This is a genomic window from Leptospira terpstrae serovar Hualin str. LT 11-33 = ATCC 700639, assembly GCF_000332495.1.
GTDB classification, from domain to species: Bacteria; Spirochaetota; Leptospiria; order Leptospirales; family Leptospiraceae; genus Leptospira_A; species Leptospira_A terpstrae.
Genome location: NZ_AOGW02000018.1, coordinates 280266 through 304585 on the forward strand (window position 1 = coordinate 280266; position 24320 = coordinate 304585).

The 24320-nt window shown below is 39.9% G+C and carries 24 protein-coding genes and 3 tRNA genes; 11 read left to right on the plus strand and 16 right to left on the minus strand.

What is annotated here, in order from left to right:
* Window position 1: 1 nt before the first annotated feature.
* The 3 genes from leuB to LEP1GSC203_RS17500 are packed head-to-tail and all read right to left on the minus strand — an operon-like array spanning window position 2 to window position 4046.
* Window positions 2-1081, minus strand: a complete 1080-nt coding sequence (gene leuB, locus LEP1GSC203_RS17490; protein ID WP_002975505.1) for a 3-isopropylmalate dehydrogenase — start codon at window positions 1079-1081, stop codon at window positions 2-4.
* The gene (locus LEP1GSC203_RS17495; protein WP_002975293.1) at window positions 1078-2295 is read right to left on the minus strand and encodes an aspartate aminotransferase family protein; all 1218 of its coding nucleotides are present in this window, start codon (window positions 2293-2295) and stop codon (window positions 1078-1080) included. Before LEP1GSC203_RS17495 ends, leuB begins: the two co-directional genes overlap by 4 nt.
* Window positions 2292-4046, minus strand: coding sequence for a phospho-sugar mutase (locus LEP1GSC203_RS17500; RefSeq protein ID WP_002975216.1), 1755 nt, complete (start codon window positions 4044-4046; stop codon window positions 2292-2294). Before LEP1GSC203_RS17500 ends, LEP1GSC203_RS17495 begins: the two co-directional genes overlap by 4 nt.
* A gap of 46 nt (window positions 4047-4092) precedes the next feature.
* On the opposite strand from LEP1GSC203_RS17500, the gene LEP1GSC203_RS17505 reads away from it, so the two are divergent.
* Together LEP1GSC203_RS17505 and LEP1GSC203_RS17510 are read left to right on the plus strand one after the other, a co-directional pair.
* Complete coding sequence (locus tag LEP1GSC203_RS17505; RefSeq protein WP_002975360.1) at window positions 4093-5181, plus strand: pyridoxal phosphate-dependent aminotransferase; 1089 nt, start codon at window positions 4093-4095, stop codon at window positions 5179-5181.
* A complete protein-coding gene (locus LEP1GSC203_RS17510; protein ID WP_002975497.1) occupies window positions 5163-5921 on the plus strand; it encodes a ribonuclease H-like domain-containing protein in 759 nt (252 codons plus the stop codon). The genes LEP1GSC203_RS17505 and LEP1GSC203_RS17510 overlap by 19 nt, the downstream gene beginning before the upstream one ends.
* Here LEP1GSC203_RS17510 and LEP1GSC203_RS17515 read toward each other — a convergent pair.
* The 4 genes from LEP1GSC203_RS17515 to hemW all read right to left on the minus strand — a co-directional run bounded on the left by LEP1GSC203_RS17515 (window position 5918) and on the right by hemW (window position 7834).
* Entirely contained in the window at window positions 5918-6349 is a 432-nt protein-coding gene (locus tag LEP1GSC203_RS17515; RefSeq protein ID WP_002975245.1) for a CBS domain-containing protein, read from the minus strand. The two genes, LEP1GSC203_RS17510 and LEP1GSC203_RS17515, sit on opposite strands and share 4 nt — an antisense overlap.
* A 76-nt stretch (window positions 6350-6425) precedes the next feature.
* Window positions 6426-6498: transfer RNA gene (locus tag LEP1GSC203_RS17520), tRNA-Ala, on the minus strand.
* Window positions 6499-6507: 9 nt separating this feature from the next.
* Window positions 6508-6581, minus strand: a tRNA-Ile gene (locus LEP1GSC203_RS17525).
* 80 nt (window positions 6582-6661) lie between these two features.
* Entirely contained in the window at window positions 6662-7834 is a 1173-nt protein-coding gene (gene hemW, locus LEP1GSC203_RS17530) for a radical SAM family heme chaperone HemW (protein ID WP_002975313.1), read from the minus strand.
* A gap of 4 nt (window positions 7835-7838) precedes the next feature.
* On the opposite strand from hemW, the gene LEP1GSC203_RS17535 reads away from it, so the two are divergent.
* From LEP1GSC203_RS17535 to LEP1GSC203_RS17555, 5 genes are all read left to right on the plus strand, one after another.
* Window positions 7839-8321 carry a hypothetical protein gene (locus tag LEP1GSC203_RS17535; protein WP_039938418.1) on the plus strand — a complete coding sequence of 161 codons (483 nt, stop codon included), beginning with the start codon at window positions 7839-7841 and terminating at the stop codon, window positions 8319-8321.
* A 62-nt stretch (window positions 8322-8383) separates the two neighbouring features.
* Window positions 8384-8457, plus strand: a tRNA-Ile gene (locus tag LEP1GSC203_RS17540).
* Between the two features lie 26 nt (window positions 8458-8483).
* Window positions 8484-9059 (plus strand): bifunctional nuclease family protein, encoded by a 576-nt coding sequence (locus LEP1GSC203_RS17545; RefSeq protein WP_002975472.1) that lies wholly within the window; start codon window positions 8484-8486, stop codon window positions 9057-9059.
* Between the two features lie 130 nt (window positions 9060-9189).
* The gene (locus LEP1GSC203_RS17550; RefSeq protein ID WP_002975422.1) at window positions 9190-9555 is read left to right on the plus strand and encodes a phasin-related domain-containing protein; all 366 of its coding nucleotides are present in this window, start codon (window positions 9190-9192) and stop codon (window positions 9553-9555) included.
* Window positions 9556-9640: 85 nt separating this feature from the next.
* Entirely contained in the window at window positions 9641-10921 is a 1281-nt protein-coding gene (locus LEP1GSC203_RS17555; protein WP_002975376.1) for an MFS transporter, read from the plus strand.
* Here LEP1GSC203_RS17555 and LEP1GSC203_RS17560 read toward each other — a convergent pair.
* Window positions 10918-11541, minus strand: coding sequence for a hypothetical protein (locus LEP1GSC203_RS17560; protein ID WP_002975466.1), 624 nt, complete (start codon window positions 11539-11541; stop codon window positions 10918-10920). The two genes, LEP1GSC203_RS17555 and LEP1GSC203_RS17560, sit on opposite strands and share 4 nt — an antisense overlap.
* 122 nt (window positions 11542-11663) lie before the next feature.
* Window positions 11664-12821 carry an Lsa36 family surface (lipo)protein gene (locus LEP1GSC203_RS17565; protein ID WP_002975413.1) on the minus strand — a complete coding sequence of 386 codons (1158 nt, stop codon included), beginning with the start codon at window positions 12819-12821 and terminating at the stop codon, window positions 11664-11666.
* A gap of 109 nt (window positions 12822-12930) precedes the next feature.
* Between LEP1GSC203_RS17565 and LEP1GSC203_RS17570 the strand changes: the two genes are divergently transcribed.
* The 3 genes from LEP1GSC203_RS17570 (at window position 12931) to thiC (ending at window position 16764) form a co-directional block, all read left to right on the plus strand.
* Window positions 12931-13302: a PilZ domain-containing protein gene (locus LEP1GSC203_RS17570; protein WP_039938341.1), complete on the plus strand. Its 372-nt coding sequence runs from the start codon at window positions 12931-12933 to the stop codon at window positions 13300-13302.
* A 149-nt stretch (window positions 13303-13451) separates the two neighbouring features.
* The gene (locus LEP1GSC203_RS17575) at window positions 13452-14960 is read left to right on the plus strand and encodes a hypothetical protein (RefSeq protein WP_002975237.1); all 1509 of its coding nucleotides are present in this window, start codon (window positions 13452-13454) and stop codon (window positions 14958-14960) included.
* Window positions 14961-15249: 289 nt separating this feature from the next.
* Window positions 15250-16764, plus strand: coding sequence for a phosphomethylpyrimidine synthase ThiC (gene thiC / locus LEP1GSC203_RS17585; protein WP_002975355.1), 1515 nt, complete (start codon window positions 15250-15252; stop codon window positions 16762-16764).
* Window positions 16765-16911: 147 nt separating this feature from the next.
* On the opposite strand, the gene LEP1GSC203_RS17590 is transcribed toward thiC, so the two are convergent.
* The 7 genes from LEP1GSC203_RS17590 to LEP1GSC203_RS17625 form a co-directional block, all read right to left on the minus strand.
* A complete protein-coding gene (locus LEP1GSC203_RS17590) occupies window positions 16912-18042 on the minus strand; it encodes an acyl-CoA dehydrogenase family protein (RefSeq protein ID WP_002975448.1) in 1131 nt (376 codons plus the stop codon).
* Between the two features lie 51 nt (window positions 18043-18093).
* Entirely contained in the window at window positions 18094-20247 is a 2154-nt protein-coding gene (locus LEP1GSC203_RS17595; RefSeq protein WP_002975255.1) for a cAMP/cGMP-dependent 3',5'-cyclic-AMP/GMP phosphodiesterase, read from the minus strand.
* A gap of 18 nt (window positions 20248-20265) precedes the next feature.
* Complete coding sequence (gene trxA / locus LEP1GSC203_RS17600) at window positions 20266-20577, minus strand: thioredoxin (RefSeq protein WP_002975272.1); 312 nt, start codon at window positions 20575-20577, stop codon at window positions 20266-20268.
* Window positions 20578-20650: 73 nt separating this feature from the next.
* Complete coding sequence (locus LEP1GSC203_RS17605; protein WP_002975214.1) at window positions 20651-21460, minus strand: hypothetical protein; 810 nt, start codon at window positions 21458-21460, stop codon at window positions 20651-20653.
* 370 nt (window positions 21461-21830) lie between these two features.
* The gene (locus tag LEP1GSC203_RS17615; RefSeq protein ID WP_002975380.1) at window positions 21831-22685 is read right to left on the minus strand and encodes a hypothetical protein; all 855 of its coding nucleotides are present in this window, start codon (window positions 22683-22685) and stop codon (window positions 21831-21833) included.
* Window positions 22686-22750: 65 nt separating this feature from the next.
* A complete protein-coding gene (gene panD / locus LEP1GSC203_RS17620) occupies window positions 22751-23107 on the minus strand; it encodes an aspartate 1-decarboxylase (protein ID WP_002975457.1) in 357 nt (118 codons plus the stop codon).
* On the minus strand, window positions 23104-23637 hold the full coding sequence (locus LEP1GSC203_RS17625) for a type II toxin-antitoxin system antitoxin SocA domain-containing protein (RefSeq protein WP_002975298.1): 534 nt from the start codon (window positions 23635-23637) through the stop codon (window positions 23104-23106). Before LEP1GSC203_RS17625 ends, panD begins: the two co-directional genes overlap by 4 nt.
* Between LEP1GSC203_RS17625 and lipB the strand changes: the two genes are divergently transcribed.
* Window positions 23620-24279, plus strand: a complete 660-nt coding sequence (gene lipB, locus LEP1GSC203_RS17630; RefSeq protein ID WP_039938346.1) for a lipoyl(octanoyl) transferase LipB — start codon at window positions 23620-23622, stop codon at window positions 24277-24279. The genes LEP1GSC203_RS17625 and lipB overlap by 18 nt on opposite strands.
* Window positions 24280-24320 lie beyond the last annotated feature (41 nt).

Genomic DNA, 24320 nt, shown 5'->3' on the forward strand with positions numbered 1-24320 from the left:
TTTAACCAAGTGCCTTTTCGATTTCAACACCAATTTCTTTTGTACCGAGGACGGATGTTCCTTCTTCTGCGATATCTCTCGTGCGAAATCCCTTTTTTAGAACCGTTCGAATGGCGTTTTCAATGGCCACTGCCTCTTCTTCCAACCCGAAAGAATACCGTAACATCAAAGCACCAGACAAGATTTGGGCAATGGGGTTCGCGATACCTTTTCCAGCGATATCAGGTGCAGATCCGCCCGATGGTTCATAAAGGCCAAATCCAGATTCAGAAAGAGAAGCTGATGGTAACATCCCAATGGAGCCTGTGATGATGGATGCTTCGTCTGACAGGATATCTCCGAACATATTTTCACAAAGCATCACATCAAATTGTTTTGGTTTTACTATGAGTTGCATCGCAGCATTGTCTACATAGAGGTGTTCCAAAATACAATCTGAGTATTCTGCTTTATGGAGAGCCACAACCACTTCACGCCATAAGACAGAAGTAGTAAGAACATTTGCTTTATCGATACTCGTTACTTTTTTATTTCGTTTCCTTGCCGCATCAAAGGCAGTGCGTGCAATGCGTTCAATTTCGCGACGAGAGTATCTCATTGTGTCATAGGCAAATTCTTCTGGCCCAGATCCTTCTCTCCCTTTCGGTTTTCCAAAGTAAATCCCAGAAGTGAGTTCTCGTAAAATCAATATGTCGAGTCCATCTCCGATGATATCGCCACGGATGGGGCTTGCTTTTTTTAGTTCAGGATAAATGATCGCAGGCCTTAAGTTTGCAAATAAATCAAAATGTTTGCGTAAAGGGAGTAGAGCTCCGCGTTCCGGTTGTCTATCTGGAGGGAGAGTTTCCCATTTAGGTCCACCCACTGATCCAAAAAAAATAGCACTTGCTGATTCACAAAGTTTTAATGTTTCATCGGGAAGTGGAAATCCTGTGGCATCAATGGCTGCACCACCAACTAATGCATGTTCAAAGGTAAATTCGGATGATTTGTAACCTAAAGCTTTTTTGACCACTTGGAGGGCCACATCCATTACTTCGGGTCCTATCCCGTCTCCGGCAAGTACAGCTACTTTTTTCATTTCATATCCTTTAATACTGATTCTAAAATATCCAATCCTTCTGTTGCTTTTTCTATGCTTAGAATGAGTGGAGGTATAATTCTAATTACATTTCCTGCAGTGCTATTTACAACAAGGCCACGTTTCAAACATTCTTCAACGACAGGTCTTGATTCAGAATACAATTCTACACCAATATGTAAACCACGTCCTCTCACTTGTTTGATTTTACCTGTGGATTCCATCATTGTTTTTAATCTGGCAAACATTTGTTCTGAGATCGTAGCCACATGGTCGAGTAAGTTACGTGACAATATAATTTTGAATGTCTCGTAAGCTGCTACACAAGCCAAATGGTTTCCACCAAAAGTGGATCCATGCATCCCTCGCTCCAAAACAGTTTCGTATTCTTTGGCAACTACGAGTGCACCAATCGGAAATCCTGAACCAAGAGCTTTGGCGAGAGTGAAAGCATCAGGATACATACCGTAATGTTCAAAACAAAACATTTTTCCTGTTCGTCCCATCCCTGTTTGAATTTCATCAAAAACAAGAAGTGAGTTGGTTTCTTCTGTGAGTTTACGTGCTAAATTGACAAAGGATTGGCTGAGTGGAATGACTCCCCCCTCTCCAATGATGAGTTCCATTATGATACCAGCAATGGATTCACCATATTGGTCAAATGCTTGGATGAGTGAGTCTTCGTTATTGGCTTCAACAAAGTAAACATCTGCCGCAAGTTCTCCAAATCCATTACGAACATTTTCATTTCCAGTCATGGTCATCGCAGAAAGAGTTCTGCCATGAAAACTAGAGTGGAGAGCCAGAATGACCGGTTTATCAATATTTTTTTTCACACCATGCCTACGCATGAGTTTGAAAGCAGCTTCATTTGCTTCCGTTCCCGAATTACACAAAAAAACTTTTCCAGGAATGCTATTTTCAATAATCACTTCCGCAAGTTTTGCTTGTTCTTCTGAGTAGTAGAGGTTGGACGAATGGAGAATTCTATCCATTTGGTTACGCATTGCTTCAATGAGGTCAGCTTCTCCGTGACCCAAATTGGAGACTGCAATTCCAGCAAGAAAATCAATATAACCTTTGTTATCCTGGTCAAAGATCATTTCCCCTACACCATAAGAAAAAGCTAGTGGGTAGCGATTGTATGTGTTTAAAAGATATTTATCAGAAAGTTTTTTTATTTCTTCAAATTTGGTTTTGGTTTCGTTACTCATTTTAGTCCTGCCAGCTGTAGAAATTCTGTTTCTGCCTGGGAAATTTCTTTTCCCAACGTTTCCCATAGGGCTTCGATTTCGTTTTGTTTTTTTGGTTTTTTCAGTGAAGCAAAACTGGAATACACTTTTACTTTGGGTTCTGTACCAGAAGGGCGAATGGTAAGTTTGGCATTTCCTTCTAATTCTACTTGGATGACATTGGATTTAGGCATTCCTTTGAATGCGGAGGCCTTTCCTTTTCCTTGTGCTTTTTGGATTTCGTAATCGAGAACTCCTACAACCTTTCTTCCACCAATCACCTTTCCGATAAGATTATCGGTACGAAGTGTTTCGATGGATTTTTTGATTTTGTCCTGTCCTTGGCTACCTTCCAAAGTTAAGGAATAAAGACTCTCTCGATACAATCCGTATTTTAAATAAATGGATTCTAAATAAGAAAGTAGATCCCCTTTTTCTGCTAAGATTTCCACAAAGAGTAAGGCACTTGAAAGTGAATCTTTGTCCCGAACAAAGGGTACTGGTAAGTATCCATAAGACTCTTCACCGCCAAACAAGAATATGTTGTTCTTTTTTGATTCAATTTGTTTCATCTCTTCAGCGATGTATTTGAATCCTGTAAGAACGTTTTTAATTTTGATTCCATTTTTTTTGGCTATGGCTTCTTGTAAGTCCGTAGTGACGATAGTTTTTACCAAATGATAGGTTTTGTTTTTCGATTTTTTTCTTTCTGAAAGGTATGCGGCCATGATGGATCCAATTTGGTTTCCATTTAGGTATTCATACTCACCATCTTTTCGGCGAACACCCACACCGAGTCTATCGGCATCGGGATCTGTTGCGATAAAAGTGGCAGCTTTTTTCTTTTTAGCGTAAAACTCACATAAGGCGAGGGCTTCTTTTTCCTCAGGGTTTGGATATTTGACAGTAGGAAATTCCCCGTCTGGTTTTTTTTGTTCAGGTACCAGAAACACAGATTTATATCCAAAGAAATTTAACATTTCTTTCATATAATCTCCACCAGTTCCATGTAACGGAGAATATACGATCCCTAGGTCTTGTCTAGTTTTTGGTTTTACGGAAGAAAGAATCCCTGCTTGTTTCAATTCCTTTAGATAGGTTTTGAATACAACAGGGCCCACAGGTTTCACTAATTTTTTATAATCTTTGTCTGTCTTTTTCACAAGTGGGATTTGCGACCAATTTTGGAGGTCACTGATTCTTCTGATGATAAGTGAGTCGTCTGGGGGAACAAGTTGTCCTCCATCAGAAAGATACGCTTTGAATCCATTGTATTCTGGAGGGTTGTGGGAAGCTGTGATCACAATCCCACCACTTGCTTTGTAGTAACGAATGGCATAAGAAAGAAGAGGGGTAGGAGTTACTTTGGGAAAAATAAAAACCTTTACTCCTAGTTTGGCGGCAATACCTGCTGAGAGTTCTGCAAATTCTTTGGATAACCTTCTTGAGTCATAGGCAATGACGATGGAGGCATTTTTTTGGGTATCTCTTAAATAACTAATAAAACCGAGAGCAGCACGACCTACCGTGTAGAGGTTCATCTTACCGATACCATTTCCAATCTTTCCCCGAATCCCACCGGTTCCAAAGGTAAGTGGTGTGGCATAGGCATCTACGAGTTCCGAGGATACACCTTTTTGCCAGTCTTCATAAGCCTTTTTGGCCTCATTCTGGATTTCCGATGAAAAAGGTGATTTCGTCCAAGATAGGATATTGTCTTCTGGTTTCAACATAGCTTACATACTAATCTTTTGAAGCTAAGCAGTCTGGAAATCAATTTTGGAACCTAGAGAATTTTTCATAGAAGACCGGTTGGAAAAATTTCGCCTAAAAGCATTTTGCAATTTAGGTGAGAGTGGACTTTCTCATTTCCTATTGGAAGAGGTGATGGAAATGGGACAAATTTCTTGGAAAGATCTTTCGGAAATTCCTTTGAACGATTCACCAAACCAAGGTTCCTTTGCACTGCGAGAGGCCATCGCCGATTTGTATCCAGGAGTTAGTCCAGGCCAAGTACTTGTCACAACGGGAACTGGGGAGGCTTTGTACTTAGCCTTTCATGTTGGTTTAACCCCGAAAGCAAGGGTGGCCCTCATTTGGCCCGCCTTCCAAGCCCTCTATGAAATTCCAAAGATGCTTGGGGCAGAAATCATCAAAGTTCCGCACGATCGTGCTTTCTTTGCTTCCACTTGGAAGGAGATCGATGCTGATTTATACATCATTAACCACCCCCACAATCCAACAGGAAAAACTTTTTTGGATCCTGAATGGGAGGCGGTACTGACTCACTGGAAGGAAGAAAAGAAAACTGTTCTTTTTGACGAACACTACCGGTTTTTACCGGGCAGTGGAAGTTTGGGAAAAACCGGTGTAGACCCTAACTATTCTTTTTATGGAACAGGTTCGTTTACTAAATGCTTTGGTGTAACGGGCCTTAGGGTAGGTTGGCTTGTGGCAGAGGAGGGGTTTCTAAAAAAAGCTCGTTCTTTTAAGGATTATTTGACTCATACAGTTTCTCCCATTTCCGAACGGATCGCACTCGGACTTTTAAAATCCAAAGAAAGTTTCCTTCCAAAAATCCAAAACAGAGTGCGGGAAAATATCCAAATGTTTGATTCCTTATGGAGAGACCTTCCCCATGTTAAATCTTTTGTTTCACCTGCAGGTGGGCTTGTGGGTTGGCTAGAATTAGAACCAGGAATTTCCTCTGAAATTTATGCAGACAAACTCTTTGAAAAAACAGGAGTCTTTGTTTTACCTGGAAGTAATTTCGAAGAAGAAGGTTATTTACGGATTGGGTTTGGTGAGAGAGAAGAAAAAATGAAAGAAGGTCTGTTTCGGTGGAAAGAATGCACGGATCTCATTTAAAGTCAAGCCTCCAACTCTTTCCAGGCATTGGTGAAAAAAAAGAAAAACAACTGTTTGGTGTTGGAGTATACAATTGGGAATCTCTCCTTCAATACCAAAAACAAAAAAATGAACCACTCCTTCCTGCTGTATCAATTTTAGAAGAACGAAAAGAAGAATTGGAAGACCAATTGTCAGAATCCAATTTTAGTTTTTTTACAACAGAACTTCCCAGTTTAGAGTATTGGAGGTTATGGCAAAACTTCCCTGAACGATTTTGTTTTTTGGATATTGAAACTACAGGAATTTCTGAGTCATCGGTCACAACAGTCGTTAGTATTTACCAAAATCACCGGATGCAAACCTTTGAAAGGGGAAAAGACCTGGAGTTTCTTTTTGATTCCATCACACCCGAAGACATACTCGTCACTTACAATGGAAAACGATTTGATGTTCCTTTTTTAGAAAGGGAATTTCATTACCGGGTAAAAAACCCACAACTAGATTTGATGAATCTATTGCATTCGATAGGAATCAAAGGAGGACTCAAAAAATCTGAAGTACAACTGGGACTGGTTCGTCCCGATGAAATTGCTGGAATGGATGGAAGACAAGCTCCGCTCCTTTGGTTTGAATACCAACGAACCAACAATTTAGAGGCACTTGAAAAACTCATAGCGTATAACAGAGAAGATACGAAAAATCTGGAAATTATTTTAGAAAAAACGATCGATCGACTGACAGATAATCGTTTGTTTTAGTGTGGTCCGTACATATACTCTCGAAGAATACTCATCTCCGCTTGGGTTCTTGTGAGTTTTGTTTTCACTGCATCTCCAATGGAGATAAGCCCAATGATTTTGTCTCCATCAAGGACTGGCATATGACGAAACCTTTTTGTGATCATATTGTTAAGAATATCATCCACATCCTCATCGGGTCCAGCCACTGTGAGTTGTGTGGTCATTACATCTTTTAATTTGATTTTGTCTAAGTTGGCGTGGTCTTTGGCTACAACTCGCATCAAATCTCGTTCCGTAAAAATTCCCACAAGTTTGCCTTGAAAGGTAACTATGAGTGATCCTACTTTGGCACCAACCATCATCTGAGTGGCTTCCAATACATTTTTATCTTCTTCGATGGAAAGAACTGAAGACGCTTTGTCTTTTAAGATATCTTTTACGGACATGATTCCTATCGGTTTATAGGAAATTAGAGAGATAGCAAGAAATTTTTAGGAGGAATCCTTGGAAGAAACGGGTTTTTGGAGCGTATCGGGATCGAACCGATGACCTTCTGAATGCAAATCAGATGCTCTCCCAGCTGAGCTAACGCCCCGTATCTTTATGGGCCTGACAAGATTTGAACTTGTGACCCCTCGCTTATCAAGCGAGTGCTCTAACCAACTGAGCTACAGGCCCGGGATACGAACAGTATTTTTCGACAGGGGTCTGTGGGCAATCTTTTTTTACGATTATTTTAAGAAAGTATTCTAGAAAATTTAGAGTGAAATTTCTAAGATTAGATCATCTAACAAGAGTAATGCCTCTTGTTTCCATTGAAACACTCCCGCTTCAATCGTACAATAGCCTTTTTTTTCCCAACCTTCGATTGTTCTAATGTATTTGGTTTTTGCATTTCCATCCAAATAGGAATCTATAAAATCCAGATACCGAAAAGGTGAAAACAATCGAAATAGTGTGAGGCTCAGTTCTGTTGTTGGATCGGTAGGTTCATACTTTGTGTTGGTTTGTTTTTTTTGATACAAACTAGAATTTCTAGGATTACCATACCTTTGTCCTTCGATCATTCCATGAGCACCGGGCCCGATGCCTAAGTAAGGTTCATAGGTCCAATACTTTAAGTTGTGTCTAGATTCAAAACCTGGTTTTGCATAATTGGAAACTTCATACCAATTGTATCCATATTCTTTTAGTAACATAGGTAAGTTGGTAAGAATTTCCGATTGGATGTTTTCTTCCGGCTCTCCCTTTTTTTTGTCTGCTACATCACGAGAATACTTTGTTCCCTTTTCTAAAGTTAAGGAATACAAACTCAAATGGGGGAGTCCTGCCTCTAAAAATATGTTTAAATCTCTATAAAATGAATCTTTAGAAACTCCTGGAATTCCATACATCAAATCAATTCCCACACGTCTTATTGGAGAATTTTTTAGAACATCGACTAGAGATCCGTAACGAATTGCATCATAATGGCGACCGAGAAATTCCAAACCCTTCGGGGAAAAGGTTTGGACTCCTACATTCACTCGGTTGATTCCTATCGTGTGGTAATCTTCTAAAAGTTCGGAATTTAAGTCTTCCGGATTCACTTCGATCGAAATTTCCGTATCCTCTGCAAACGTAAATTCGGAACGTAAAAAATCCAAAAGTTGTTTCCAATTGTTAGAACTTGCTTTAGAAGGAGTTCCTCCACCAAAAAATACGGTATCAATTGTTCTTTTACTAATTTCAGGAAAATGAGTTTTCCGTTCTAAGATTTCCTTTTTATAAGATTGGAATAGCGACATTTCATCGTTAGCTGGGGATGCTCCAATTCCTTCGGAATAAAAATCACAATAGTCACATTTTTTGAAACAGTAGGGAAAGTGAACATAGACTCCCAAATAGGAATTTCGGACTTGCCAGATGGATTGTTTGTCTAATAGTTCCATAGGTATGAAAAGGTTGGCTGTGATTCTATTTCTATTCAGAATCTCTTCCACTCCGATCCTTTCACAGACACTTGTAGAACCAAACCAAAACTTTCTTTGGGAAACATTTTCTTTTGTATTTCCTGAACCTGTTGTGGTAAAACTCGAATCCACAACGAATCAAAAACTCACCGTTTATCCTGCCAAACGTGATGGATTTTTTATGGTCGTGCGAACTCTTCCTTGGACGGAACCCTTGGCTGATAAATCACTTTGGATGGATTCAGTCTTTACGCGGGGGATAGACCTTAAGGCATTTCCAAAAACTTTAGGAAACCTAAACTTCCAAGTGTTTCAAGCAGACCAAATTCGTAACCAAAACGCCCTTCGGAACCAAGTGTGGATTCGTATGGATGCCAAACCAGCCTTATGGATCTGGATCCAATGGAAGAGTGATCGTAAAGACCTTACAGAATTCTTTGAATCCAACCGCTTTCTTTCGCTTTAATCGTAAGTCCTAGAGTTTTATGCTTGTCTCTACTTATTTCCTCGAAAGATTGGAAGTCAGTGGGGCCTATAGCTCAGTTGGTTAGAGCAGCAGACTCATAATCTGCGGGTCGAAGGTTCGAGCCCTTCTGGGCCCACAAAACAGGGAAGGAATCGATATTCTATGGAGTTTTATGAAGTAAAAATCTCAGATATCAGCCTGACCAATGTAGGCTTTGCTGTTTTCTTACGTCCCAAGGATTCAGATGATAAACGAGTGGTTCCTATTTTTATTGGACCTTTAGAAACCCATTCCATCACAACTGTCATCGATGGAACCAAACCTCCAAGACCTATGACTCATGACCTCATGTTGTACATGTTAACTTCACTGGGTGCCACTGTTCTCAAAATCACAATCGAAGAAATTATCGACAGTACCTTTTATGCAAAGATCCAACTTCGTAAAGACGAAGAGATCATTACTCTAGATGCAAGGCCTTCCGATTCTATCGCCCTTGCCTTACGTGCCAATGCTCCTATTTTTATCGCTAAATCCGTGTTAGATGAAACAGGGATCATCATGAAAGAGGATGAAATCCAAGGGGAAAGTATTTCTTCTGAGAAAAAAATCCAAGCATTACCAAAATCGAATCTTCAAATTTTAGAAGAAACTTTGGAAAACGCATTAAAAACGGAAGATTACGAAACTGCAGCTAAAATCAGAGACCAGATCAAAAAGCTCATAGAGAACAGTTAAGACAAGTTTCATTCTTAACTATGTCTCATAGAAAATCAAACGATTAGAATTTTTTAATTGTAATCCCACCTTTTCTTTCTTAGACTTAGATTCCAAAAATAGGGCTCTGTTCCCTTTATAGGAAAGTTGTATGGAAAAATTGGTTATGGATGTTGTCAATGCTGGAATCGCTCTGTTTCGTTCCGGAGAAGAAAAGTTAAAAACCGCTGTTGTTGATTTAGAAAAAGTTTATAATGATCTAAAATCAAAAGGGGAATTGGATAAATCGGCTGAGTCTCAAAAGATTCGTGACCTGTTAAGCAAAACGATCGCAGATGCACAAGGCGCGATTGGAAAAACTAACGCGAGTTACGATGAAGTACTTGCGAAACTTCAAGCGAATTACCAAACCATCTACCAACAAATTGATACCGCAATTCCTCCACAAGTGAAGGAAAAGTTAAAACAAACGTTAGATGAATTAAAAGTTTTGATTGAAAAAGCAAAAACGAAATAGTTCTTTCTGTTTTCTCGGTAAATTTTAAGAAAAAGCCGCAGAGATTTCTGTGGCTTTTTTTATTTGTTTTGGGAGATTTGCCTAGATGAGTACGTCCCCAAAACGAATCAAATTCATACTTTTCCTGATTGTTTTTACGGACATGATGGGTTTTTCCCTTTTGTTTCCTTTGTTCCCCAAAACCTTAGAATTCTTCTTATTAAAAGGGGATGATGTCCTATTCCGCATGTTCTATTCTTCTGCAAACCTTTTGTCCTTTGGCGGAGATACAAAGTATACCTTTGTATTGTTTGGCGGAATCCTAGGTAGTATCTATAGTTTTTTGCAGTTTATTGCTGCACCTGTTTGGGGAAGGTTTTCTGACCATTCGGGAAGACGTGCTATTTTACTTTTTACAACACTTGGCAACACACTCGGTTATATTCTTTGGTTGTTTTCCTCCCAGTTTTGGATGTTTGTTCTCAGCCGTGTGATCACAGGAATGATGGGTGGTAACTTGTCGGTAGCTTCCGCAGCGATGGCGGACCAAACAGATGAAAAGTCAAGGGCAGCAGGGATGGGTTTTCTCGGTGCTGGGATTGGCCTTGGGTTTGTGATGGGACCACTCCTTGGGGGGATCAGTTCCCAATGGACTTTTTTAGATTTTTTATATGAGAAAGGTAACGCAGTTGTTTTTCCCGCTTCCGCTCTGTTTGCCATTTTGGTTTCTCTTCTTACTGTCATTTTGGTGTTTGTATTTTTACCAAAAAACAAACCAGAAGTAGTTCCTGAAAAAGAAATCCATCCTTTTCTCTCGTTGAAGAAAATTGAATCTCGTAATCTGGTTCGTATTTCGCTTTTGAACTTACTTTTTGTTCTTAGTTTTTCTGGATTTGAATTTGTTGTGAATTTTTTCCTATCGGATCGTTTTCAATTCTCTCCTAAAGAAATAGGATTCACTTTTTTATACATTGGAATCATCATCATACTTGTACAAGGTGGGGTGGTGCGTCGTTTGTCCGGGAAAGTTTCTGAAAAAAGAATTTCTCTTTACGGCGCAGTTCTCGTTGTGATTGGAATGGGACTTCTTGTGAGTTTTGGTACCAGTTTTTCGGGACTTTTCACATCCTTATTCTTTTTGGCATTTGGAAGTGCGTTAGTCAATCCAGGCCTTTCTTCATTTGCATCGCTTGAAAGTGGGAAAGGGGATTTGGGAAAATCGCTTGGCCTCTTCCGAAGTTTTGGTTCCCTCGGAAGAGCCGTTTCACCAGTCGTATTTTCTTTGTTATACTTTCAACAAGGACCAAGTTTGGCCTTCTTTGTATCCTTTGTCCTACTGATAGGATTTGGAATTTTACTTTTTACACAAAAAGAAAAAACAACTTAAAGAAAAGATTCTAACTTTGCACGAAGCATAGGAAACATTACTTTTTCATCCAACTTCTCTCCAGTAAGGGAAGTGCGGACAAGAAAACTGTCTCGGATTTTTCCGTCAAAACTATTGGCGGTAAAACTAATGATATCAATTCCTAAATGAAAGAGAGACTCTGTAATTTGGAATAGAATTCCCGGAGTGTCTTTCATCCTAAGGTCCATGACTGTAAAGTCAGAAGAGATAGGATTGTAGAGTTTGAGTGTCGCCTCAGAGTCTCCGATTTTACGTACCAAAACCTCTTCTTTTGCATTTTCCCGTAAATACATGGCCACAGTTTTTCCTTCGTAAAAAAGAGAGTAGAGATCCGTTCGGATTTGAGACAAAAGTTCTTCCGTCATTTCTCCTCCGTCCCAACTACGAATCACAAAGAGATCTTGGACATGTCCGTCACTTGCGGTTTCCGCCACTGCTTCTAAAATATCCCAACCATGGTTGTAAAGAACAGAAGTAACCCGGTAGAGAATTCCCAAATCATCTTGTGAAAGGGAAATTTTGAGAAGGGTCGTATCTTTTCTTGGGACACAAGAAACATGTAGGATGGGTTTTTTGATTTCTTGCATAGTTTGCGCCATAGAACTCTCCCTTAAAATCGGCATTCTGCTTAGAACATAAACAATCGGTGATTGGAAAAGGCCAGACCGGTTCTAAAAAAGCCGTTCTCTAACGAAATTGCAAAAACAGTGCCAATTAGTCGTTAGAAGGAAAATTTTGCTCCTACCATAACAGATTGGACGTTTTGCGCGACTATCGCTTCGACAGTGAGTTTTGTGATGAGGGCATTGATTTCGATCCCCGCTATCAGGAAGTTTGTGGTATTAGGTGCTTGTGCTTTCCCACTTAAGTCCATCGTAAGTGTTCCTGTTTTAGTTTGGCCCAGTGCAGAAGTAGGAATGAGGGCGGCAATCTCAGGAGAAAGTGAAGCAGAAATTGCTGCCGAATCCAATGCTAAAGTGAGAGGACCTGTGCGTGTTAGGTTCAGTGACGAACTTCCAAAGTTCATCGAAGCACCAGCACCAGCAAATATAGTAAAAAAATAAAACATTCTAAATCCAGTGCGAATGTCTAAAGGAACACTGGTAACCGTGCTCGAGTAGTTAAATGTTGTGGCTCCACCCCAGGTTCCAATCGCTGGACCTAGAGTCAAAGTTTGTGATTTATTATCATTATAAGTGACATCAATCACTTGTCTTTGGTAGTGGAGGCCAAGTCCCATCGAAATTCCTGAGAACTCAAAAAGCCCAACTCCATCGGAATAGTTTTCAATGATATGAAATCGTAAGGTGAAACCTCCCGTAGTAATGTCGCCACCTAGTTCTACGTTTTTATTTTGGGCTTCTATGGCTTTTTGTACATCACCTTGGGCAAAATTAAATTTGAATCCATGAAGATATAAGTTAAACCTGTGAAGGAAAGTTTTTAGTTCTGGTTCTGTATCGGAGGGTCCTCCTCCCATAAGCCAGCCTAAGTTAATCGCCATAACAAAGTTAGGTGCAAGAGAAGCACCTACGTTGGGGAGTTTTTGAAAACTGAGACTTTGGTAAGCCACATTGATATCTTCTTTTTGTTGGCCAGCGATTCCAAGACCTGCCCCTACTTGGAATCGGTTTACAATTCCTGGTCCCATAAGAGAAGAGTTGATATTAGAAATCACCGCAGCTTCCGACATGGTTGCGAGCACTTTGTCCGTATATTGAAGTTGTAATGCCGTATCTAAACTATTGATTTGAGATTGGATGGTTGTGGGTAGGATAGTACAAGCATCCCCCGTACAAGTTACTTTTGCCTGCAGAGAAACATTCACAAAGAAGCTAGAGCTGATTGTTAGGAAAAGGATACCAATACGGAATTTCATGTTGCCCCTATTATACCAAATATCGGAGATTGGTCTATGCTTTCTTAACAAATGGAGGTGGTTCTATTTCCTAGTTTACAAGTTCGAATTTCTGTAAATCATGAGGACTATGGCCCCCATCCAAGAAAAACGGAAACATGTCCGAGTACAACCACTAGAAAAAGAACCTGTCGAGATCCATCTTATGGGAACGGCCCTTCTGGACGTTTTAAAAGCGAGTGACATAAGTGTAGGTGGGGTTGGAGTCATTGCCCCTAACCATTTTGACGAATGGGATATGAATGAAACAGTAGAGATTCTTGTTGCCCTACCTGGGGATCTTGAAGATTTTTTGGCTCGTGGTGTGATCAAACAAATTGGTAAAAAATCTAAAGAAATTGGGGTCTACGGTGTTCAATTTACAGAAATAGGCCCGAAGGGAAAACAAGACCTTCAAGTTTATGTCAACCGCATGGTAAGACAAGGTCGCGAAGTAAAATAGTTTTATTTGATCTAGAAAAAATAGTAGATTTCTCTGTAAAATCGTAACAATAGCACTTTCATCACAATCCTTTTTGTTTTCTGTTTTTTAGTATATCCTAATTAACGAATTTATCTATCGAAATTAGTAAAAAAATCTCAGGAGTTTTTATGGCAATGGTTCGGCTCTCTGGTGTTTCCCGATTAGATCAGTTAAAAATATACACTCCTATTTTCATTCATTCGTTGGAATATTCCCATAAAAGGGAACTGATGTTAACGGACCAGGCTGCTAAACTTTTGACTACTCTCCGTAAACTTTGTGTTCCTGATATGAACCAAAATTACTTTGCCTTCCGCTTGAATGTTGACACAATCAAAGAAAATGAACTGAAAGTTTACGGTAAGGGAATGGTCACACTGGTCCAAAATTTATTGGATCATGATTTAGCAATGCCAGTTTTTTATCTTATCAGATCAGAAGCTGAGGAGAACACTAACGAGCCGATAGAAAAAAGTCCTGAAATAGGACCGATAGAAATTGAATTGGCAATTGTTTCTTATGCTGGGGATCGAGTAGAGGAAAAGTATTCTTTCGCTTTTAATGCGATTGCTGCAAGATCGTTTGTTAACATTCAGAATTATTTGGTCGATAATTTCCATTTTGAAGTAGAAGATTTTTTCAACTTAGATCCGAATTTATTAAATACGAAGCCACTTTCAATCATTCGTTCGATCATTGAAGGATTTGAAACACCGTTCCAAATTAAATATGAGAGTAGAGTGGAACTGATTGAATATTTGGAACAAGGTTTTTTAGATTCGGAAATTTATTTTCTAATCCCTATTGTTGGTTGGATATATTTTGATACAACTGATTCGGTAAAGAAAGCCGAAGAGATGGAGCCATTTTTCTTTCAAATTATAGTTCCGTTGTTAATCGAAATAGAAAACCAGATTGCCGAAAGTTTTAATACTCTGCAAATCCAATTAAATGATCACAAGTTTGATGAGTTAAGGCCCAAAATCTATCTGCCTCAAATAGAATTTACTGAGTTTGTAAGTTCGATTTTACCCATTGAAGAAAATCCAATTATTGAATTTGTAAAGATTTTCCATTTGGTTTGTAGTATGGCAGAAAAAGTTTCTGAGGAAAAAGCAAAGAAGGAAGCGAAACAACATTTTGATATATTATATTCAATGCTTAAGAACGGTGATAATTTTATTTCACGATTTCTGTTGATTGACCAAGCCATGTATGGAGGACATGACCGGGTTTTACAGGAATTAAAAAATGCAGAAGATGTTATTTTTTGTGAATACTATTATAATTCTAGTTTTTACTGGATTTTTCTTTCCAAGGATGTTGAGTCAGCTTGTATCGTAATGGATAAAATCATCCAACATTATTATTTAGGAGACCATACTTTGTTTATGTTTGAAACATTGATGGAGAAGTATCCGAATGTCAAAAAAAGTTTATTATCCAATAAGAAGTTCAAATCATTATACAACAAAACTAAAAATATTGTTTATTGGAAACAAGTTCCGTTTCTATATCGATTGTTTCGGGTTTTTATTGGGGAAGAATTTCCTGTAGGTTGGGAAAAGGAAATTCTTTCTAAGGTAAAATACAACCAAATGAAAGTGAAGTATTTGCCTAGGAAAATCAAATCTTAGTTTGTTTGTCGATTTCCGAGCTGAATAATGGGTTGTCAAAAAAAATACAACCAAGGATACTGATAGTTAACCGTTAGGGGTGCTTGGTTTCCTAACTTTCAGATATCTGAGAGTGGAAACGTGGCTGAGAAATACCCTTTTTGAACCTGATCCTGGTAATGCTTGCGAAGGGAAACGAGAAAAGTGCAAAGTTCTTTTAGGGTATAATTGATCCTTAGTTCTTTGGTTTTTTATTTTTTGGTTTTCCAAACTGCTTCCTAGTTTCTGTTCCGGCCAAGGAAAACTGACAATGGAAACCAAATCCCCAACACCCATCCAAATTCCAGAAAACACAATCACACTTTCTGATAATACGAAGTTCCAATCTTACAGGACCGAAGGTATGTTTTGTATTCACGAAGAAGAATACGATTATAAAAAGGGAATTCCTAAACTTAGGGAATCTTGGATCAAAACAAGAGAATCTCGCGGAGATCAAAACTTTTCGCAGCTGTATTATGCAAAACGAGATATTCTGACAGAAGAAATGATGTATGTAGCAAAACGCGAAGGTATGGCACCAGAATTTGTTTTGAATGAAGTGAAAATTGGTCGTGCAATTATTCCATCAAACAAACGTCATACGGAGCTCGAGCCAATGATCATTGGTAAAAAGTTTTTGGTAAAAATCAATGCCAATATAGGAAACTCTGCTATTCTTTCTTCGATTGATGATGAAGTAGAAAAGTTAAGATGGTCACTGCACTGGGGAGCCGATACAGTGATGGATTTATCTACAGGAAAAAACATTCATGAAACCAGAGAATGGATCATTCGAAATTCCCCAGTGCCCATCGGAACCGTACCACTCTATCAAACCTTAGAAAAAGTAAAAGGGAAAGTCGAAGACTTAAATATCAATGTGTTTTTGGAAACTTTGGAAGAACAAGCAGAACAGGGTGTGGATTATTTTACCATTCATGCTGGGGTTCTTCGCGATTATATTCACCTTACTAACAAAAGGATTACGGGGATTGTATCTCGGGGGGGATCGATCCTTGCGAAATGGTGTAACCACCATAAAAAAGAAAACTTCCTTTATGAACATTTTGATGCAATCTCGAAAGTGATGCAAAAATACGGAGTTTCGTATTCTTTAGGAGATGGGTTACGACCAGGATGTATCAATGATGCCAATGACGAAGCTCAGTTTGCCGAGTTAAGGACATTGGGAGAGCTTACAAAACGGGCCTGGGCCGATGATGTCCAAGTGATGGTAGAAGGGCCAGGACATGTTCCGATGCACCTCATCCAAGAGAATGTACGCTTGCAAGAGGAGATTTGTATGGAAGCTCCTTTTTATACACTAGGACCACTTGTTACAGACATTGCTCCAGGATATGACCATATCACTTCTGCAATTGGAGCGGCCATGATTGCCTGGTATGGAACGGCTATGCTTTGTTATGTGACACCCAAAGAACATTTGGGACTTCCGAACAAACAAGATGTCAAAGACGGTGTGATTGCCTATAAAATAGCTGCCCATGCGGCAGACCTTGCGAAAGGCCATCCCGGTGCCAAAGAAAGAGATGACTTACTCAGTAAAGCTCGGTTTGAATTTCGATGGGAAGACCAATTTGCTTTATCACTCGATCCAGAACTGGCTCGATCCTATCACGATGAATCACTTCCACAAGATGGAATGAAAAAAGCACATTTCTGCTCTATGTGTGGCCCTCATTTTTGTTCGATGCGTCTGACCTCGGACTTACGAAAAGAAACTGCGGAAATGGAAGTAGGAGCGGAGGGTTCTATCGGTTAGTTTGAATCGTCTCTAATGGTAGTAGAGTAATGTTTGTTTGTTGATTTATCTTGCATTCGAACAATCCTTAAATCAAAAAACCCGGCCAAAAGCGCCGGGTTTTCTTTTAATAACTAGAGTTTAAAAAAATCAGAGAGCTTTAGGGTTTTACAATCCCAAACTTCTTCCAATGATTTCTTTCATAATCTCCGTGGTTCCTGCATAGATCGTTTGGATCCTTGCGTCAAGGTAAGCTCTTGCAATTGGATACTCCATCATATAACCATAACCACCAAAGAATTGTAAACACTCGTCAGTATGGCGTTTTTGCATCTCTGTAGTATACCATTTACACATAGAGGCTTCCGCTGTAGTGTTTTCGCCTTTCATGTGTTCGATGACAACCTTATCACAGAATACTTGAGCCATTTCGAGTTCCGTTGCCATTTCCGCCATTTTGAATTTTGTATTTTGGAAGGAACCGATCTTTTGGCCAAACGCTTTTCGTTCTTTGATGTATTGGAGAGTGATTTTTTGCACAAGTCTCGTTGCTTCCACAGCAGCAACAGAAAGTACCAAACGTTCCTGTGCTAGTTTTTGCATGAGGTAACGAAAACCTTGTCCTTGTTTGCCGATGAGGTTTGTTTTGGGAACAATCACATCATTAAAATACAATTCAGAAGTGTCTTGGGCTTTGAGTCCAATTTTATCTAAGTTACGGCCTCTTTCAAATCCTTTCATCCCTTCTTCAATCATTACAAGGGAAATGGTTCCGTTATCATGTTTGACTGCAGTGATGATGAGGTCTGCCAATTGACCGTTGGAGATAAATGTTTTTTGTCCATTCACTACAAAGTGATCACCCATGTCTACGGCGCTCGTACGAAGCGATTTTAAATCGGAACCAGCTCCAGGTTCTGTCATTGCGACTGCAAGGATGGATTCGCCGGATGCACATTTAGGCAACCAACGTTTCTTTTGTTCGTCGTTTGCATACGTAGAGATGTATGGGGCAATCACGTCATTGTGTAGGGAGATAAAGAATCCACTATTTCCTACCCGGGAAGATTCTTCAATGATGATGATATTGTAAAGGAAGTCAGCACCAGAACCGCCATACTCAGCAGGAACATCGGGACAGAGTAGGCCGTTTTCTCCTGCCTTTCTCCAAACTTCTTTCGGTACGATATGGTTTTTTTCCCATTCTTCGTGGTGTGGTTTTACTTCTGTTTCAAAAAATTTCCGAGCCATCTCGCGGAATTGATGGTGTTCTTCAGTAAAGGGGAGGATACGCTCCATGTGATTTGTGACTCCTTGATATGGAAATGTTACAGAAATGGCGAAATGAGGTCAATTATAAACAGTGTTCAGCTTCATATAGACGCCGGGATTTTTCTTGATGTACTGAATGGCATCCTCTTCGGAAAGAACATACAACTCGGTGCCCGGCCAGGCAATGAAACTAAAATTAGAAGGAAGGCTTTTGGTGAGAGAATAGATCTCTCCTACAAAGTCACCAGCACCCAGTTCTCGGATGGTTTTGTGGTTTTGCATAACGACAACGGTTCCGGAACGCACAATAAAGGCATTGTGGAAGGTATGGCCTTCTTCAATGAGGGCAGCTTCCTTTTTTACTGTTTCTAGTTTGAGGATGAGTTCCAGTTGGGTGACTTGGTAACTAGTGAGACCCCGGAATGTCTGAGATTCGGTGAGTGTTTTCCAGGTATTGGTTTCCCGAATGCTATTGAGTTTGATTAGGTTTTCGTGGAGTTTGGATCCGCGAATGAACTGAAAGAACCTAGTTTTTTCGATTGTTAGAGCCAAAACATCGGTTTCTGCATAGACATCCGCTTGGCGGGCAGTATCCAAAATGAGGGATGCCTCTCCAAAGTATTCATAGGTTCCATACCGTTTTACAGCGGAATGGTCCCCGGAAAGTCCTTCAAAACGTACGTTTCCAGAAGCGATGATAAAAAACCTGTCTCCGTGAGTTCCTTTTTTGATGATTTGTTCCCCGCGACGGAACCTTTCTTCTTTCACAATCTGTAAAAATTCTTTGGCCTTCTCAATGGGGAATCCAGAGAAAATATCAATTTGGGAAAGGATTTCTAAAAGTTGGAATGCCTCTTGGTGTTTGGGAGGAGTGATTTCAGGATATAATGTATTTTCAATGCCAAACTTAGCGAGAGTTAGGTGGTTTCCTTCAGGCATATCTTTTGCAGCGATATGATAGACAGTGATTCTTTTTTGCACTTCTTCCGGAAGGGAGGCAAGGTAACTGATTTTAGTATGGAGGGGGGGAACTCCCGCTTCATGATAAATGATTTTACGATCCCAAGGAAAATCCTTTAGAAACTGGTATCTGGTTTCTGGAAACACACCTTTTTTATACATCTCTTCAAAAGCTTCTGGGTCATTTAAATGGTCGGAAGTGTAATAGAAGGATTGGTCTTGGAAAAAAAACTCAAAACCCACGGAAGGAATGGAATGCAGGGCATAGTGAAAATAAAATTCACCACCATTGATGATGGTAGGCCTTCCGATTACGACAGGAATAAAGTCAAATAAATCAGTAATTTCCTTTCGGGGAATTTTTGTTAGGCTGCAGTATTTTTTTAGAAAGGATTCCATCACAGTGGCTGTTGCATAAATAGTGATTTTTGATTCTTCTAAAATCTTTTGAAAAGTTCCGGCATCATGGTCGGCATGACAGTGTGTGAGAATAATGGAGTTAATAAACTTTGGATTCACATTGGATTCACGTAACCACTCGGTGGAGTTCACTGGGGGATCTACCATAATCCCTTGGCCATTTAGCCAAATGATAAATCCAGAAGTGTTGTCTGTGGGATCAAATCCATGCGAAGGTCCAAGACAAGTGATCCCGATTAAGGGGGGTTGGAAAGGTTCTTCTAATCTTTTTCCAATATCATACTTTACGTGGAAGTCGACCTCACCTGGAGTTTTGATTTTTTTATCACCGTCTACAATGAGAAATTCATTTGAGGTGAGTTGTTCAATGGTGATCTTTCCGAACTTTGCTTTGTGGTTTTCATCAAAGAGAACAAACTCGACTACTTCTTCCATCGTTTTGTAACTTCGGAAATGTGCCATTTCCGCTTTGATGTCGGGAAAACCAAAACTTTCCGTACCATCGATAAACTCAGAAGCTAGGTTCAGTTCCTGTGGTCCCATCAGTGATTCCCCGAGAACAATAGTTAGCTGCTCTTTTTGTTCAGGGGAACAAACAATAAAAGTTTTTTTGCCACCACGAAAGAAGAAGTTAAAGTAAATAGGGAATTCTAACTCCGCAATGGAGATCCCTTTTTCGACATGGAAGAATTTATTGGGAAGGACAAACACCAGAGGGGTTTTCTTTTCTAACCCCATGGTGTCTTTAATTGTTTCGGGAGGGGATCCAATTTGGATGTACCCTTCCGAAGTATCGACTAAATATCCCCCTCTAGGGAGCGCGGTAAAACCATTCGGTTCAGAACTAACCATTAGGGGATAATTTATTTCCTACTTGTGATTTTCTATAAATTTTTTAATTTGCGGTTTTGGTAAAGCACCAATTGCTTTATCTACTAAAACTCCGTCTTTATAGAGAAGAAGGGTAGGGATGGATTGGATTCCCAATTCTTGTGCCGTCTTCTGATTAAAATCAACATTTAGCTTTGTAATTTTGATATCAGCCATTTCATGCGATAGTTCATCGAGAACCGGAGCCACCATTCGACAAGGTCCGCACCATTCCGCCCAACAATCCACTAAAACTACGCCTTTAGCAGTTTCTGCTTTGAAATTGGCGTCAGTGATTTCCGTAAGTGCCATATTTCGAAATCTCCTTTTGAAAAGTATTGCCCTTTCTATAAACTAGACTGGGGATTCTAGGGAAAATCGTCGATTATTGTTTCTTTTTTTTCTTTTTATCGTCGGATTCGAGGTCGGCGATCTTTTGTTGGAAGGACTCAATGAGTGTTTTGGTTTTTTCCAAGTCATCATTTTCGCCAGTAATTTGGAATATTTTGCGGTTCATCTCCAACATTTCCACAGAATGTTTCAAATCTGTGGAATCTTGTGTAGACATTTCAAATTTTGTCCTATAATCCTGTGCTGCTTGGTTAGCAAGTTCAATGACAAGATTAAAATGTTCTTTGCGAATGTAGTAATAAGGATTTTCCAAATCCTGCTCTCTTTCATAGGCAATAAAATCAAAAAGATTTTTAGTACAGGCAGCAATGCGAAAATTGATATCCGGCCAAGACCATTTCCACTTGGAGTTGGTTCCAAAGGCAGCGATGGTTTTTTTCATGGCTTGCAATAGACCTTTGATTAGGTTCAGTCTTTGGGTGGGAGTGAATCGTTCAATTTTTGCTAGAAGTTCTTTGTTCTCGGAAAGGGAACCGTCTACGTTATTTCCCACTGTTTTTTCAATATAAGATATACAGTTGTAAATCTCCTTTCTGGCTGTTTCTAAATAGTTGTTATTATTGATTTCTAAGATGGCTGTAGAAAGTTCATTGATCACAATACAAGTGTTAATTGTTTTGATGGAATTGATGGCAAGGGATAGGTTAAAGTAAGGTTCCATGTCCTTACTTTTTTTGGCTTGGACTTTGTAGATATTGGCTTCTTTTTTCAGCTCTTCTAGGTAGTTTTTGAAATCTACCAGTTTGTCGTTAAAGTCAGCCTTTTTTTCCTTTGTGATTGCCATGGTCTGGTATCATTTTCGGCAGAATCGATTCGTTTTGTCCATAAAAAACATCGACCCTGGGGACATCCTACCGAAACTGGAATAGAATGGAAAACTCCCCCCGAAAACAGCGGGACCTTCTCGATCTACTCGACACCTACAAATACATGAACCAGGCAATTTTCTGGGATTTTTTGGATTTGGACGGCCGTTGGGATTTTGCAAACGGTTGGTTGCATTTGAACCATCCGGAAGACGAGTGGAGGGTGAGGGCTTCGGAACAATTCCCCCCCATCCGCCCGGAAGGCACTGACCACTAAAATCCTGTTGGATTTCTAGTGTCAGCCACCAAGTTTCCAAGACCAAATCTTCGGTCTTGGAAAGAATTACATTAATACGTAATCTTTAAATCTGAAATATCAATGAACTTTCTAAAGAGAAGGCTATTGGTTGGTTTCTTTGTATCAAACACAAGGACTGCCACTTTGTTAAAAGTTAAAAAGTTAGGTCGGTATTGTGTGTAGTGATGGCTTGTGATGGCCGCACGATACTTATTGTTATAGATTGTATAAGTATGTTTCGGAAGAGTTTCATGCACTTGGCGTTTTTTCTCATCTTCAGTTTGTGCTACATAGTTATAAATCACTTGTTTGTCTTTTGACGGACCAGTTTCTCCAAAGAGTGTAAATGGGAGTGCCTTCGCATTGTTTTTACAAAGGTAGTCTACAACTTCAGTGAAAGTAGGTTCTGGCATTTCTGCTTCGAAGCCCGCATAGTGGCGTTTTTCTACTTCTGCTTTTTTCTTCGCATACGTTTCTTCGCCCCAGATTTCTTTTGCAGTCACTGGAGTAGGCATTACATTAGAAAAGTATAACGTTTTATCGTCTTTTTCAGGATCTGCTTTTCTCCAAGCAGGATACGGGATAAGTCTTCTTTCATCTGGGTTACTTCTGTCCCCTTCATATCCCGCAAGAACGTAAATAGCGTATTCATTATTTTCAGGAACTCTGGATTCCAACTCTACTTGGACATCTAAAAATTCGCCCTTTCCTGTATCAGCATGTCTTCTAACAAAGTTAACACCTTTTAGGCGGATCCTTGCATCATACATCGAAAGTGGATACAAGTCCCGGTTGTCCTTTGAAGAGGCAACAGAACCTTGTGTCCCTTGGGTATTCCCTGATTCTTGTGCGATTAGCGCACAAGTGAGTAGGGTGAATGAAATGGCGAATATTGTTTTGTTCATGTTCCGACTACCAATTTGGTTTATACAGTTAGTATCGAAGAAATGCCCTAGAAAAATTAGGGAAATTAGGCTTTTTTCGGGCGATTGTTCTCGTCTACGAAGACTACCTTGGGTTTGTAATCTGTGGGAAGCTCTTTTTCTGCCACTTGACCGTAAGTGATGATGATGACTTTGTCCCCTTTCATTCCGAGTCTAGCTGCTGCCCCATTCAAACAAATGGTTCCCGAACCGCGTTCTCCCACGATCAAATAGGTTTCGAACCGGGCACCATTATTTACGTTCACCACACTCACTTGTTCATAAGGTTTCATTCCGGCCAAGTCCATCAGGTCTTGGTCAACAGTGAGACTGCCTTCGTAGTGGAGTTCCGCCTCGGTGACGACGGCTCTATGGATTTTGCCTTTGCAAACGGTGATGATCATTCTGACCTCTCAAATAAAACTCTAAACATTTTGCCTGATAGATTCAAAAGGCTTTTTTGGACGAGAACATGGATTTTCGTATTGATCCGCTCTACGGAAAAAGGAATCGCATCGAAGAGTGGGGTGACCACGTAGTTTTCATACAGATTGGGGTAATGGCGATTTTCATCCACAACTCGGCCACGGAATGCTTCCACAACCTTCATCATTACCCTTTTGTCTTCCCGGGAAAGGATGAGTCCTTCGAGAGGCTTAAGGAATCGTAAAGTAAACCCTTGGATTCCGTTTCCTTCAATTTTGGGAATGGCGTCGATATGACCTTTCTCTTTCAAAAATAAAAGCGCTTCGTTCAGTTTGACGGGGTAAGGGGAGTCTTCTAAGTGGATATAGTCTCCTCTTGTGATCATCTCCGCATGTTTTTGGAAATGAACACCATCCGAATAGTAGAGAAGTTTCGCCAAATCGAGGCGGGCTCTACCATTAGGTGATTTTTCGAGGATCCAAAGGATCGCATGACAAAGTTTCTCCATCGAAAAGGACTTCCTTCTTACCTGTTTCCTTCGATTGTTCCGTACCAAAGATACGTAAAATTCCAGGAAAATTCCAGGAAAAATCGAAGGGAATCCATGCTCTTTTTAGAACACAGTCCATGTTTGACAGGGGGCATAGGTGCGAAAGCGGAAAATCTTTTGGTTTCTCCGAGTCTTCTCTCTACTTTAGGAGTGGAACTTGTCACTTTACAAAGGGGAGGAGATTTTACGGCCCATGAGCCCGGCCAAATTGTGGGATACCTGCACATTGATTTGAAAAAAAGAAATCTCAGTTTGGGCGATTTTTTAAGGATTTTAAATCAAAGTTTGGTGGTGGCTGTCCGTGAGACTTGGGGACTCCGCGTGGAAGAAAATCCAAAAGCACCAGGCCTATATTTAGCAGAAGAGCCCAAACGAAAACTTATCTCGGAAGGAATTTATGCAAAATCTTATTTTACTAGTTTTGGATTTGCACTCAATGCAGTGAATGACTTAAAAACATTCTCTCTCATTAACCCCTGTGGTGCAAAAACAGAGGACATGACATCACTCTTACGTTTAGGAAAAGAAAAGGATTTCCCGCAGAGAAGGCTCGAGTTTGTTATGAGTTTTACCCAAACATTTCTCGACTTACTTCCTTAATTTCCTTCGTAAATCCATCCAATCAGCCGAAAAGTATATGG

Excerpts from the sequence above, each read along its gene's own strand:
- LEP1GSC203_RS17570 (WP_039938341.1), top strand. The coding sequence starts at position 12,931 with ATGGCCCCCATCCAAGAAAAACGGAAACATGTCCGAGTACAACCACTA.
- trxA (WP_002975272.1), bottom strand. The coding sequence starts at position 20,577 with ATGGCACTTACGGAAATCACTGACGCCAATTTCAAAGCAGAAACTGCT.
- leuB (WP_002975505.1), bottom strand. The coding sequence starts at position 1,081 with ATGAAAAAAGTAGCTGTACTTGCCGGAGACGGGATAGGACCCGAAGTA.
- LEP1GSC203_RS17605 (WP_002975214.1), bottom strand. The coding sequence starts at position 21,460 with ATGGCAATCACAAAGGAAAAAAAGGCTGACTTTAACGACAAACTGGTA.
- LEP1GSC203_RS17615 (WP_002975380.1), bottom strand. The coding sequence starts at position 22,685 with ATGAACAAAACAATATTCGCCATTTCATTCACCCTACTCACTTGTGCG.
- LEP1GSC203_RS17515 (WP_002975245.1), bottom strand. The coding sequence starts at position 6,349 with ATGTCCGTAAAAGATATCTTAAAAGACAAAGCGTCTTCAGTTCTTTCC.
- LEP1GSC203_RS17575 (WP_002975237.1), top strand. The coding sequence starts at position 13,452 with ATGGCAATGGTTCGGCTCTCTGGTGTTTCCCGATTAGATCAGTTAAAA.
- lipB (WP_039938346.1), top strand. The coding sequence starts at position 23,620 with ATGACAAAGTTTCTCCATCGAAAAGGACTTCCTTCTTACCTGTTTCCT.
- LEP1GSC203_RS17595 (WP_002975255.1), bottom strand. The coding sequence starts at position 20,247 with ATGGTTAGTTCTGAACCGAATGGTTTTACCGCGCTCCCTAGAGGGGGA.
- LEP1GSC203_RS17625 (WP_002975298.1), bottom strand. The coding sequence starts at position 23,637 with ATGGAGAAACTTTGTCATGCGATCCTTTGGATCCTCGAAAAATCACCT.
- LEP1GSC203_RS17500 (WP_002975216.1), bottom strand. The coding sequence starts at position 4,046 with ATGTTGAAACCAGAAGACAATATCCTATCTTGGACGAAATCACCTTTT.
- hemW (WP_002975313.1), bottom strand. The coding sequence starts at position 7,834 with ATGGAACTATTAGACAAACAATCCATCTGGCAAGTCCGAAATTCCTAT.
- LEP1GSC203_RS17510 (WP_002975497.1), top strand. The coding sequence starts at position 5,163 with ATGCACGGATCTCATTTAAAGTCAAGCCTCCAACTCTTTCCAGGCATT.
- LEP1GSC203_RS17560 (WP_002975466.1), bottom strand. The coding sequence starts at position 11,541 with ATGGCGCAAACTATGCAAGAAATCAAAAAACCCATCCTACATGTTTCT.
- thiC (WP_002975355.1), top strand. The coding sequence starts at position 15,250 with ATGGAAACCAAATCCCCAACACCCATCCAAATTCCAGAAAACACAATC.
- LEP1GSC203_RS17495 (WP_002975293.1), bottom strand. The coding sequence starts at position 2,295 with ATGAGTAACGAAACCAAAACCAAATTTGAAGAAATAAAAAAACTTTCT.
- LEP1GSC203_RS17535 (WP_039938418.1), top strand. The coding sequence starts at position 7,839 with ATGAAAAGGTTGGCTGTGATTCTATTTCTATTCAGAATCTCTTCCACT.
- LEP1GSC203_RS17555 (WP_002975376.1), top strand. The coding sequence starts at position 9,641 with ATGAGTACGTCCCCAAAACGAATCAAATTCATACTTTTCCTGATTGTT.
- panD (WP_002975457.1), bottom strand. The coding sequence starts at position 23,107 with ATGATCATCACCGTTTGCAAAGGCAAAATCCATAGAGCCGTCGTCACC.
- LEP1GSC203_RS17565 (WP_002975413.1), bottom strand. The coding sequence starts at position 12,821 with ATGAAATTCCGTATTGGTATCCTTTTCCTAACAATCAGCTCTAGCTTC.
- LEP1GSC203_RS17545 (WP_002975472.1), top strand. The coding sequence starts at position 8,484 with ATGGAGTTTTATGAAGTAAAAATCTCAGATATCAGCCTGACCAATGTA.
- LEP1GSC203_RS17590 (WP_002975448.1), bottom strand. The coding sequence starts at position 18,042 with ATGGAGCGTATCCTCCCCTTTACTGAAGAACACCATCAATTCCGCGAG.
- LEP1GSC203_RS17550 (WP_002975422.1), top strand. The coding sequence starts at position 9,190 with ATGGAAAAATTGGTTATGGATGTTGTCAATGCTGGAATCGCTCTGTTT.